Here is a 12,371-nt window from a genome sequence, read left to right on the forward strand (position 1 = left end):
GAATTATTTTCAGGGTTTTTAATAATAACATTTTTGTCGGTAGATTTGCCGGTAGAAATTATTTCATTATCCATCGCAACTATACCCAAGTAACCTCAAGATGCCGATTGAAGCACTCCCGAAGGGCGAGTTCACTGAACTCAGAGACTGCGTTAGAGATTCTCGCTGAAACTGCATCTTGAGGTCATTTGGGTATAACAGAGAAGCGATATGCCACGATTGCTTGATGCAGAGACTGAACAAAGTGAGGCACGGTGTTGCAAAGTGACTTCGCATATTCATTGTGTTGAGCATATTTGATTTCTGTTGCTATCAATTGTCATGCGCGGGGAATTTTCATGCGTTCTATTGGTCTTAACTAACTGTTCCTCAAGTGACTTCATATGGAACGTAGCACCGAACCGACAGATTGCATCAAGTCAAGGGAAGTCGATGGCGGGTTTTGTGCTCGATGTTTACCCGAGTCTCTGGCAATGAGGAACGGTTATTGAGAAGGATTGCATGTCACTGCGGAATCATGAATATTAACGCTGTGATTCATATATACCGTGCTTCATGATGTTGTACATCGGCACGATAACTGTCAGTAAAATAAATAAGAGATTGATATAGTGTTTGATTCTTTCTTTCCGAGACCCAAATTATTTTTCCTCAGTTTTGTTATTTGGGCACTGTTTTGTGTGATTTGCTGGTATGTCGGTGGCCGTGAACTCGGTGCTGATCTTAGTCTCGGCTACTTGATCGGGATGGGGTTCCCACAGCCGGTTTTGGTCGATGCTGCCCCAGCGCTACATAGCGCCTTTCAACAAGCGCAGGATAATGCGGCCAATGCTTGGTTATATCAGTATATGTTTGTCTGCTATGCCTTGTTTATCGGTGTCTGGTTAAAATTCGGTAGACAAAAGTGGGCTCGCTGGTCTGTCGCCGGTTCTGGCTTGATCGTATTCATTACTTGGTTTCAGGTCGAAGTCAGTGTGATGTTGAATGAATGGTATGGTAATTTTTACAACCTGATTCAGAATGCATTAACGAATCCTAATAGCATTAGTCTCAGTCAATTTTATGGTGAACTGACAACGGTTGCCGTGATTCTGCTCATTGCCATTATGGTTGCAGTTTGTAACAACTTCTTCATTAGTCATTATGTGTTTCGGTGGCGTACCGCCATGACGGATTATTATACAGCCCGTTGGCAACAGGTTCGCCACATTGAGGGGGCATCACAGCGGATTCAGGAAGATACGATGCGTTTTGCTTCGATCATGGAAAGTTTAGGGGTCAGCTTATTAAATGCGGTGATGACCTTGATTGCTTTTTTACCCATCTTATGGGGGCTCTCCGGTTATGTGAAAACATTACCGTTGATCGGCGATGTATCTCAGGGGCTAGTCTTTGTCGCCATTATTTGGTCGATTATCGGTACGGTATTACTGGCTATCGCCGGGATTAAATTACCGGGATTAGAATTTAAGAATCAACGTGTCGAAGCCGCTTACAGAAAAGAATTAGTCTATGGCGAAGACCATGAAAACCGTGCTGAGCCGCAAACCTTGAAAGAATTATTCAGTGACGTTCGGCGAAATTACTTTCGTCTTTATAAGCATTATGTCTATTTCAATATTGTTCGTTACGGCTACTTACAGGTTGGGTCATTTATTCCGATCATTGCGTTGGGACCGTCAATTATTGCAGGTGCTTTTACTCTGGGTGTGATGCAGCGAATCATCAATGCATTCGGACAGGTTGAGAGTTCTTTTCAATATCTGGTCAACTCATGGACGACGATTGTTGAGTTATTATCCATTTATAAACGTCTCAAAGCATTTGAGGATGAGGCGAATGGTTTACAAAACATCCCGCTCATCGAAAATCCAGCCGAAAATTAATATCATCAAAGGCTTCTGCTGACAGGAGCCTTCATTTTTCCGCTCTCTATTTGATTTGGTATTGTGGGTGTGAGCGCTGAAATCAGCGGATTATGTTATGGTTATACGCCATTATGAGATGTTCCTTCCGCAGTTGATGATGATTTTGACATTTGCATTACACAAACGACATGATGTTATTACATCATGTTTTTTCCTGTCACGATGCGTTTCGGTGACTGAAGGTCCCGTTATCACAGACAGGAAATGGGCAGAGGACGAGGTCGTGCTATGCTTTGGTTTGAATTGCTCAGTAAATAGGAGAGTGTCAATGAAATATGGACTGATGGCGATATTGGTTTTGTTTTTGAGTGCTTGTTCTTCAACCTGGAATGGTGTGAAAGAAGACTCTTCTGAAATATGGGACACAACCAAACAGAAATCGAGTGAAGTTTATCATTCAACCAAAGAAGCAATCCATGAGGCAACCGCTGAAGACTAATTAACTGACGCGAGCACTGGATTTTGATTGATTGATGTGTACAGGATGCTGTTGTCATCGAGTTATGTTGAACGGATTGAATACGGATGAATGAAGATATCCTCAATAACAGTGCACATCACTATTTGTCGCCCAATGAACATACACCCTCAGTCGTTAAACCGGTAGTCACGCCGTCAACGTCTGATATCTGATAGAAGTAGACCTGAGAAAAGAAGTAGAAAGAATGCCCGATAATAACGCTCTATTGCTGGACAACCAGCTATGTTTTGCTCTTTATTCAACCTCTTTGGCGATGACGCAGATGTATAAACCGCTACTTGAGCCTCTGGGGCTTACGTATCCACAATATCTCGTATTACTGATTCTCTGGGAGCAGGATGGCATTGGTCTTAAAGATATTGGTGAGCGATTAGGACAGAAATCCGGTGCGCTAACACCAGTGATTAAGCGGATGGAGCAAGAAGGGTTGGTGAATCGTACGCGGCAGCTACATGACGAACGTTCATTAGATGTCCGCCTGACACCGAAGGGGCAGCAACTCAAAGGGGAAGCGTTAAAAATTAGCCAGTGCTTGCTTGAATCCTGTGGTATTCCCAGTCAAGAGTTGCTTGAGATGAAAGAAAAAATCATGATCTTGAGAGATAACTTACTTAAGAATCAGCCGTCGTAAGTGGGCGTAAAAAAAACATTGCGCGATAATCATTATTGCAATAGTATATGTTCATCAGAGAGAAAAGCGAATGGCTTTTCCTAAATTAAATAATTATCGCGATAACTAATTGGAGATGATTAATGAAAACTTTATATACAGCACAAGTAACAACCACGGGCGGACGTGACGGAAAATCCGTTTCTGATGATAATCAATTACAAGTGAATTTGAGCACTCCCAAAGCATTGGGTGGTGCCGGTGGTGAAGGGACAAACCCAGAACAGCTTTTTGCTGCTGGTTATTCGGCATGTTTTATCGGCGCGCTGAAGTTTGTTGCAATGCAGGATAAGATTAAATTACCTGAAGATCTGGATGTGACGGCAAAAGTCAGTATTGGTCAAAATGAGGAAGGTGTTGGTTTTGCATTAGATGTCGAGCTGCATGTTTCACTACCGGAACTTGATCGCAGTGTCGCACAGACGTTGCTCGAAAAAGCTCACCAAGTGTGCCCATACTCAAATGCCACACGCGGTAATATCAGAGTCGAATTAGTTCTGATATAACGCTTTGAATGATATTGACCGAGGACAGGCACGCTAAGCGTGCCTGTCCTATTTTATCTGATTTTATCTGAAGAAAACCGACCTTACGATATACCTTTCAGCGACTCATCCAGCCATGCATTAAATTGCGAATGAGGCAATGCACCATTTATCATATTGAGCCGTTGTCCCCGATGAAACACCATTACCGTTGGGATACTGCGAATCTGAAATTGTGCGGCCAAGGCTTGTTGAGCTTCAGTATCGACCTTGATAAACCGAACACTTTGCGCGCGCTCTTGTGCTGTTTGCTCAAACACTGGAGCAAATCCGACACACGGGTTACACCATGGGGCCCAGAAATCGACGACCACGGGGATATCGCTATTCAAAATCGGCTGAAAATTATCGACTGTCCCTTCAACAGGCAAGCCGTCAAGGAGGGTATGCTTACACTTACCGCATACTGAGGACTCAGAAATACGCTCGATGGGAACGCGATTCATCGCATGGCACGATGGGCAGCGGGTTTTAATACTGGTCATAGGGACTGACTTTATCACTCGGTGAATGGGAACTATAAATTATCACCAAATAAAAGGAGATAACAACCATGAATCAAGCGCGGAAAAGCGAGCACACCGTTGTTGTGTGGTGGTGGATTGTCCGTTTTGAGCGAGTGGTCGTTTATGCTCAATTTGTGGGATCGATCGAAGTGCTCCTTTACCGGATGACATATGCTTAAATGGTAATATGATTAGATAGTGATGTCTCAAGATAATTGATGGAGGTTAGGATGGTGTATAAAAAACATGGCCTCACGATTGGTCTGGAACGGGTGGATCACGAATTTTTTGTATCGATTAAAGCCGTCGGGACGTTAACTCATCATGACTACGAGATGATCACCCCCCTTCTGGATGCGGCACTGGTGAAGGTTAACACGCCGAAAGTTGATGTATTCTTTGATGCCTCTGAGTTGGAAGGATGGGATCTTCGGGCGGCATGGGATGACTTTAAACTGGGTCTGCAACATGGTGCGGATTTTAATAAAGTGGCGCTCTATGGTCATCAGGAATGGCAAGGTCTCGCTGCAAAAGTCGGGAGTTGGTTTATCTCCGGAGAGATCCGTTATTTCGATAATCATGATGAAGCAATTCGATGGTTACAGGATTAACGGAACAGGTGAACCAGAGGATTATTGTGACATAGGCCAGCGTTATGCTTTGATGCCATATTTTTGTTACATCATCTTTACTGATTCAAGTAACACATCCATTACATTAAGATCATTTTTATTACATTATTGCCTCCTGAGCTCCCTTACTGAGCATTCTGTTGCTAGGCTTTAGATGTATACCTACCATCAAATGAAATATTAAACGTCGTGTTGGTCATACTCATTATATTGCACTGGCTCTGCTTTTTATCATTCGAATAATAAGAAGTGTCGCAGAAGCTAATGCGTCTTAATTTTAGGATGCCACGATGTTTAGTAATTTTACCATCCGTATGCAGCTCGGCCTGTCTTTGGCCTTTTTAACTGCAATCATTGTTTTCTCCGGATTACAAAACCGGAATTCACTGAACCTGCTGGAGCGTAATATCCAATTATTTGCCGAGCCGCTGAGGAAGGCTCAACGGGATGTGCTCAATGCGGATCGCGATTTATATCAGGCGCTTAAAGGGCAACAAGATGCGCTTCTGACGACTGATGAGAAAGTCTTGAAGGGGGCACAAGATGATTATCAGGAAAATGCCCAACAAGCTTATGATCGCATGCAAAGCTATTTGAAATATATGGCCGAACATCAGCAAATTGTCACGCAGTTCGATAATTTTGATCGTGTTTTCCAAGATTGGAAGGAGCAGGCTGATCGGGTGTTTTCACTGGTCTCTCAAGGTAACAAGACGCAAGCCTATACACAATTTATCGAGTCTGAGCAATATTTTGCGACACTGCGTCATGAGTATGACAAAGCCGGTGAACTGGTCGATAAGCTAGGCAATGAACTCTATGGACAGTCGAGCCAGCTTATCGGGCAGCGAATATTCTGGAATATGATGATTTCTCTGATCTCGGTGGTGATTGGGTTGATACTGGTATTTTTCATTCCAAAAGCGATTACATCCGCGATTTATTCCGTGAAAGATAAGATCGATGATTTGACTCAGGGAGATGGCGATCTGGTCAGCCGTTTGACGGTGAAGAAGAAAACCGAATTAGGTGATTTGTCTGGCAGTGTTAACAATCTGCTGGAACAGCTCCAACAATTGGTGAAAAGTGTGATTGATGGGGTTGAGAAACTGGGCGCGGATACCAGTCATCTGCAGGATGTTGCGAATAAAACCGAAGCGATTGGTCATAATCAGCAACAACGGCTGGAACTACTGTTTCAAGCATTTGAACAAATTAATCTCGCAATTCAAGAGATTACGACCAATGCGCAGGATACGTCGTCTAAAAGTGATGAAGCGAGTCGTTCGGCAAGTAACGGGATGACACTGGTCGATAAAAACGTGGCATTGAACGATAAGCTGTCAGTGAGTTTTCAAGAAGCCAGCCAGAAGATGTCATCACTCGCCGCAGATTCCGACAATATTACTTCAGTTCTGGATGTGATCCGTGGTATCGCTGATCAAACCAATCTACTGGCATTGAACGCTGCAATTGAAGCTGCACGAGCCGGTGAGCAAGGGCGCGGTTTTGCGGTGGTAGCCGATGAAGTAAGAACATTGGCTCAACGGACACAGTCTTCAACCGAAGATATTCAGGAGATGATTTCCGGTCTTGTTAAAGGCGTCAATGAAACTCAGACAGCAATTCAAGGTGGAGAAGACGCTGTAGCTGAATCGGTGGGAATGGCGGATGAAATGAGATATGCATTTCAGGGGATCCGAGACCTGATCTCCACGGTTCAAGATATGAATATTCAGATTGCTGCGGCAACAGAAGAGCAGAGCTCGGTGATTGTCGATGTCAATCAAGGCATCCTTGAGCTGAAAGAACTATCTGATAAAGCCACGAATGTCCATCAGCGCGTGGCAGATACCGGTAATGTGGTTGCCGATATTTCGTCGCGACTCTCTGACTTGGTGAGTAAGTTTAAAGTGTAGTCTTCAGCGGGAGCTATGGGCTGTCATACAGCCGATAGAATATGAAAATGTTATTTAGGGGAGAGTCTTGGACTCTCCCCTAATTTATTGCGATCTGATTGCATATCAATGCTTTTACAACAACAACCGTAAGCTGAAAAGAATGAGGGAGATCCCAAATACAGGGCCTTTACAGTGATTTATATTCACTTTTAGCTGCAAATTGCCAAAAATGTTCTCAAAATTTTTAAAATGGTGTTTTGAGCTAAAACCTAGCAAATAATAGCCAGTGTTTCTAATGGTATGATTTTTTAGTTTTTGCGAATAGGCACAATTTAATTACAGAATATGTTCCAACTGTCGATATACGGGACACGATATCTAAAAATGTCGGATATGACATTTTTCTGATATATCTATCTGTTATGATTTAAGTGGAACGATTTTTATTTGCATACCACATTATGGAATGTAGCACTCTTCGCCGGCTACAAATTGAGAAAGGGTCATGGATATAGTATGAAAAAGGTATCATTTAAGACTAAATTGCTTGCCATCGTTGTTGCCATTATCTGTGTAACGATATTCACTGCTTACATTAGTGCTAACTTTTATATCAGTCGCTATATACATCAAAGTGATAGCCAAGTCATCCGGACACAGATTGATTCGATCCGTTCTGTGGTGGAAGGGAAACTGAAAGATAATATTGTTCTGGCCCAGTCAACGAAATTCAGTTTTTACGAAGTCAAACAGGCAATAGAAAAAACCGGCTTCAAAGATGCCATTAAAGTCGCCTTTGGGATGACCATCAATCGAGATGGTGCAATTAAAGATCCGAAAGAAGCTCAGCCATATATGGATATTTTTAAACAGGCGAATGGTGAGCTTACCATCAGTGATGTCTTTATGGATGATGGAAAACCAACGATTACGATCACCGTGCCTGAGAATAAAGATTCCGGCAATATCTTCTATATCGATCTCTCTTCTGTCGGTGAGCTGTTGAGTTCAATGTCTGTTGATGGCAGCTATCTTGAATTGATGGATGATAAGCAAACTCAGATTTTTTCCAATAAAGTCGAAGGGCATGCTCTGACGCCATTGACTGCGAAGATCAATGTTGCCGGAAAAGAGTGGACACTCACCGGATACATCGATAACGACTATATTCAGAATGATACCGATACGCTGAATGGCAGCATTACAATTGCGTTGGTGATTGCGGCCATTATCCTGATTCCGATTGCCATATTGCTGATCAACTGGGTCTTCAAACCCATTCTCTTGCTAAGAAACTTGATTGGTGATCTGGCGAATGGCAATGGTGACCTGACCCATCGTTTGACGGTCGATTCAAAAGATGAACTGGGCATGATCGCGGATGGCATCAACCAGTTTATCGAGAATTTACAGAACATGATGCGACAAGTGAGGGAATCGACGGAGACGATTAGTCAGGAAATTGCCCAGCTTGAACAGCAAACCGATTCGAATAGTAAATTGCTTCAGTCACATAGTCAGGAAATTGAATTGACGGTAACAGCGGTGAATGAAATGAGTTCGACAGCCTCTGTCGTGGCAGAGAATGCAGCCAACACCGCAAGCCAGACTGAAGCGACAAATAGCGAAGCTGCGCATTCGAAAGAAGTGGTAGAACGGGCTGTTGCACAAGTTGGTGCATTGGCAGAAGAAGTGGAAGAGACCGCTCAATTTATAGCTGATATGAACACACACACCGAAGAAATCGGTAAGTTATTGGGTGAAATCGGTGGTATTGCAGAGCAGACAAACCTGCTGGCTTTGAATGCTGCGATTGAGGCTGCGAGAGCCGGAGATCAAGGGCGTGGTTTCGCGGTCGTTGCGGACGAAGTGCGGGCGTTAGCGTCGCGGACACACCGAAGTACCGAAGATATCGTAACGATGTTAGAGCGCTTGAAAGCGGGCACCGCGACCGTGGTTTCCAGTATGGAGTCGACTCGTAACAGCTGTCGGACAACAGAAGAGTCGACAACTGTGGTGGTCTCTTCATTGGATAAAGTGACGTCATCGGTCAATGAAATTAACGATTTGTCGATTCAGATTGCGACGTCAGCCGAAGAGCAGAGTAGTGTGACTGAAGATATTAACCGTAGTATGGTTGCCATTCGTGAAGTAATGCATACCATCAACGACAATGGTGACAGCACCGCAGAGACGACCCGCCGCTTGATTACCATTAATCAACAGTTATTAGAGATTGTAAATAAGTTTAAAATTGAATAAGTTGTTTCATTGATACGATTCAGCCTGAGTGTTCAGCACTCAGGCTGATGATGTTCTCACCTGTATTGAATTCCCCACCTTGCCAATCTCGGAGTCCCTCAATGAAGCTATATATTGGTAATAAAAATTATTCGACTTGGTCGCTCAGACCATGGATTTTATTAGCAAAATCAAATGTTCCATTCGATGAAATTCAATTGTCACTTGATACGCCACAGTTTTATACGGCTTTGGCATCAGTGACCCCGACACAGAAAGTTCCTTGTCTGATCGATGGTGAGATCACCGTATGGGATTCGCTCGCGATCTGTGAATATATCAATGATACATACCTTTCAGGAAAAGCATGGCCAGCGGATCTGAAGGATAAAGCCAACGCGCGTTCGCTGGCGGCAGAAATGCATTCAGGTTTTCCGGCACTGCGTAGTGAAGCGCCAATGAATATCCGTGCAACGCGTTCACTGACTTTGTCTGATGCTGCGCAGCAGGATCTAAAGCGGATTGAAGCCATTTTTACCGAGCAGATGACGCGTTTTGCCGATCAGGGTGGATGGCTTTTCGGTCAGTACTCAATTGTCGACGCGATGTTTGCACCGGTTGTGATGCGTTTAAAAACGTATCAGCTGAATTTCGGGGATATAGCACAGCAATATGTGGATCATGTATTGTCGTGCCCGGTATTGCAGCAGTGGATCGATGCTGCACTCGAAGAAACTGAGATTGTTGCCGCCGATGAAGCTGGAGAACCTTGTTAATAAGTGAGTCATTGGCGCATCATGGCTGAGATCAATCCAAGGTGCTCAACAGATTCAACTACGAATCGATGAAATATGCCGCATATTTGTTTGTATTCATCCGAACCTGTATGAATACAACTAATGCGGTATTTTTTGTTTTTATGCTATTTTTGTTGTTTAATTGTGCGCAAAAGGTAAATAAAGTGTTATTTTGTATTGATATAGTGCGGTAAATGTCTCTTAATTGTGCATATATAAAATATCGATAAAATTGAAAATATCAGAAGCACTTTATATTATTATGCAGTAGAATCCCCGTTTTGAGGCATCTATTTAAGTATTCATGCATTTTAGGTGTTTAAATATATTCCTCCCGTTGAGGTTGGAAAGAATCGTCGTCTATGGCATGAATTGTGCTGTTTTCAATATTTATCATATATGAGATATCACTATGAAAAGAATAACGAATTTGAGTCTGCTGCTCCTGACTCTCGCTGCTCCTTTTGTTCAGGCTGCGGATCAGCCGCTGGTTCGACTCGGTGTTGAGCCTGGATACGCACCTTTTGAAATGAAAAAGCCTGACGGTACCCTGACCGGATTTGATATCGATTTAGGGAAAGAAATCTGTAAGCGAATTGAAGCCAAGTGTGTCTGGGTTGAAAGTGATTTCGATGGCTTGATTCCTTCTCTGAAAGCGAAAAAAATTGATGCAATTCTTTCTTCTATGTCGATCACGCCACAACGTCAGCAGGAAATTGATTTTACCGATAAGCTATATGGTACGCCTGCTCGTTTAATGACTGCAAAAGGTGTTGTTCTGCAACCGACAGCCGCATCATTGGGCGGCAAACGAGTTGGTGTCTTTCAGGGAACTACCGCTGAAACTTATGCCAAAGAGCAATGGGCACCAAAAGGTGTGGATGTTGTGACTTATCAGAATCAGGATCTGGTTTATGCCGACTTAGTGAACGGACGTCTTGATGCGGCATTTCAGGATGCGGTTGCTGCAAGCGATGGCTTTTTGAACCGTCCGGTAGGTAAAGGGTTCGCATTCAGCGGTCCGGAAGTCAATGATGAAAAATACTTTGGTGTCGGCGCTGGTATCGGAGTACGTAAAGCCGATCAGGCACTCAAAAATCAAATCAATGCTGCTTTGCGCGACATGCATAAAGACGGCACTTATGATGCGATTGCTAAACAATACTTTGATTTTGATATTTACGGTAAATAAGCCGTCACTCCTTGCCGCTTCTTCATTCGAGGAAGCGGTATTTATTTAGGAAGGCATTATGCTTTATGGATATGGTGGCATCATCTTTGATGGTGCAATCATGACGATTGAACTGGCAGTTCTTTCGGTAATTTTCTCAATTATTCTGGGATTGCTCGGTGCTTGTGCCAAACTGTTTGGCAGCCGTCCGGTGATCGCACTTGCCCATGTCTATACGACATTGATTCGTGGTATTCCTGACCTGGTGTTGATGATGCTGATTTTTTACGGCTTGCAGCTAGGGCTTAATCAGTTCACCGAATCTCTGGGGTGGCAACAAATCAATATTGACCCATTCACAGCCGGTGTTTTGACGATTGGTTTCATCTATGGTGCTTACTTGACCGAAACGTTTCGCGGCGCTTTTCTGGCGGTGCCGAAAGGGCAGGTTGAAGCAGGAACCGCCTATGGTTTTACACCATGGCAAGTGTTCCGAGTGATTCTTTTCCCGCAGATGATGCGTCATGCGTTACCGGGCCTGTCCAACAACTGGCTGGTGATCCTCAAATCCACCGCATTGGTTTCAATTATCGGCCTTGCCGATGTTGTCAAAGCAACGCAGATGGCCGGAAAAGGAACGTATCAGTTTTTCTATTTTACGATTATTGCTGCTGCGGTTTATCTGATTTTTACCACATTATCAAATCTGGCATTTTATTGGCTGGAGCGTCGCTACGCATACAGCCATAGAGGTCGTTTGTCATGATTGAAATACTTGAACGCTACGGCAAAGCATTTTTATGGTCGGATGGTTACCACTTTACCGGTGTTGCCGTGACGCTATGGTTGTTGGTCATTTCCGTGTCGCTGGGATTCATTGTCTCTATCCCATTGTCACTGGCACGGGTGTCGAATAACCGTTGGCTGTCATTCCCCGTGTGGCTGTTTTCATACTTGTTCCGTGGTACACCGCTGTATGTTCAGTTGCTGATTTTCTATACCGGGGTATACACATTGGGATTTGTCCGCTCGACGGAGTTTCTCAACTGGTTTTTCCGGAGCGGCTATAACTGCACGATTTTTGCGCTATTTCTCAATACCTGTGCCTATACACTAGAGATCTTTGCTGGTGCAATTCGTGAAACCGATCAGGGAGAGATTGAAGCGGCGAAAGCATACGGCTTCTCTCGATGGAAGCGTTACCGCTGTATTGTGATTCCTTCGGCATTGCGCCGGGCGATTCCTGCATATAGTAATGAAGTGATTATCATGCTTCATTCAACATCGTTAGCATTTACGGCAACGGTACCTGATATTCTTAAAATTGCCCGGGATGTGAATGCAGCGACCTATAAATCATTCCATGCCTTTGGGATTGCTGCCATACTTTATTTAGTGATTTCATTTTTGTTGGTGGCGTTGTTCCGGCGTGCGGAAAAGAAATGGTTACGTCACTTACATCCGATACCCGTCAAACATTAGAACATCGATTTTTAGGT

13 protein-coding genes are annotated in these 12,371 nt (G+C 43.7%); 12 read left to right on the forward strand and 1 reads right to left on the reverse strand.

Annotation, left to right across the window (positions count from 1 at the left end):
- Positions 1 to 611 precede the first annotated feature (611 nt).
- From sbmA to BSQ33_RS20910, 4 genes are all read left to right on the forward strand, one after another.
- Complete coding sequence (sbmA, locus tag BSQ33_RS20900; RefSeq protein ID WP_088135221.1) at positions 612 to 1,886, forward strand: peptide antibiotic transporter SbmA; 1,275 nt, start codon at positions 612 to 614, stop codon at positions 1,884 to 1,886.
- A 310-nt stretch (positions 1,887 to 2,196) separates the two neighbouring features.
- A complete protein-coding gene (locus tag BSQ33_RS21885; protein WP_021021369.1) occupies positions 2,197 to 2,367 on the forward strand; it encodes a hypothetical protein in 171 nt (56 codons plus the stop codon).
- A gap of 226 nt (positions 2,368 to 2,593) precedes the next feature.
- Complete coding sequence (locus BSQ33_RS20905) at positions 2,594 to 3,040, forward strand: MarR family winged helix-turn-helix transcriptional regulator (RefSeq protein WP_021021370.1); 447 nt, start codon at positions 2,594 to 2,596, stop codon at positions 3,038 to 3,040.
- 122 nt (positions 3,041 to 3,162) lie between these two features.
- Positions 3,163 to 3,585: an organic hydroperoxide resistance protein gene (locus BSQ33_RS20910; protein WP_088135222.1), complete on the forward strand. Its 423-nt coding sequence runs from the start codon at positions 3,163 to 3,165 to the stop codon at positions 3,583 to 3,585.
- Positions 3,586 to 3,668: 83 nt separating this feature from the next.
- Here BSQ33_RS20910 and trxC read toward each other — a convergent pair whose 3' ends face one another.
- Positions 3,669 to 4,109 carry a thioredoxin TrxC gene (gene trxC, locus BSQ33_RS20915; protein WP_021021372.1) on the reverse strand — a complete coding sequence of 147 codons (441 nt, stop codon included), beginning with the start codon at positions 4,107 to 4,109 and terminating at the stop codon, positions 3,669 to 3,671.
- A 68-nt stretch (positions 4,110 to 4,177) separates the two neighbouring features.
- Here trxC and BSQ33_RS22155 point away from each other — a divergent pair, with 68 nt between their 5' ends.
- The 8 genes from BSQ33_RS22155 (at position 4,178) to BSQ33_RS20950 (ending at position 12,354) form a co-directional block, all read left to right on the forward strand.
- A complete protein-coding gene (locus BSQ33_RS22155; protein WP_021021373.1) occupies positions 4,178 to 4,309 on the forward strand; it encodes a hypothetical protein in 132 nt (43 codons plus the stop codon).
- 51 nt (positions 4,310 to 4,360) lie between these two features.
- Positions 4,361 to 4,741, forward strand: a complete 381-nt coding sequence (locus tag BSQ33_RS20920; RefSeq protein ID WP_088135223.1) for an STAS/SEC14 domain-containing protein — start codon at positions 4,361 to 4,363, stop codon at positions 4,739 to 4,741.
- A 311-nt stretch (positions 4,742 to 5,052) separates the two neighbouring features.
- Positions 5,053 to 6,681 (forward strand): methyl-accepting chemotaxis protein, encoded by a 1,629-nt coding sequence (locus tag BSQ33_RS20925; RefSeq protein WP_021021375.1) that lies wholly within the window; start codon positions 5,053 to 5,055, stop codon positions 6,679 to 6,681.
- A 498-nt stretch (positions 6,682 to 7,179) separates the two neighbouring features.
- Positions 7,180 to 8,925, forward strand: coding sequence for a methyl-accepting chemotaxis protein (locus BSQ33_RS20930; protein ID WP_021021376.1), 1,746 nt, complete (start codon positions 7,180 to 7,182; stop codon positions 8,923 to 8,925).
- Between the two features lie 101 nt (positions 8,926 to 9,026).
- Entirely contained in the window at positions 9,027 to 9,680 is a 654-nt protein-coding gene (locus BSQ33_RS20935; protein WP_088135224.1) for a glutathione S-transferase family protein, read from the forward strand.
- A 433-nt stretch (positions 9,681 to 10,113) separates the two neighbouring features.
- Entirely contained in the window at positions 10,114 to 10,893 is a 780-nt protein-coding gene (locus BSQ33_RS20940) for an ABC transporter substrate-binding protein (RefSeq protein WP_021021378.1), read from the forward strand.
- Positions 10,894 to 10,951: 58 nt separating this feature from the next.
- Entirely contained in the window at positions 10,952 to 11,638 is a 687-nt protein-coding gene (locus tag BSQ33_RS20945) for an ABC transporter permease (RefSeq protein WP_021021379.1), read from the forward strand.
- Entirely contained in the window at positions 11,635 to 12,354 is a 720-nt protein-coding gene (locus BSQ33_RS20950; protein ID WP_021021380.1) for an ABC transporter permease, read from the forward strand. Before BSQ33_RS20945 ends, BSQ33_RS20950 begins: the two co-directional genes overlap by 4 nt.
- Positions 12,355 to 12,371: the final 17 nt, after the last annotated feature.

The sequence above is a fragment of the Vibrio gazogenes genome, from assembly GCF_002196515.1.
Lineage (GTDB): Bacteria > Pseudomonadota > Gammaproteobacteria > Enterobacterales > Vibrionaceae > Vibrio > Vibrio gazogenes_A.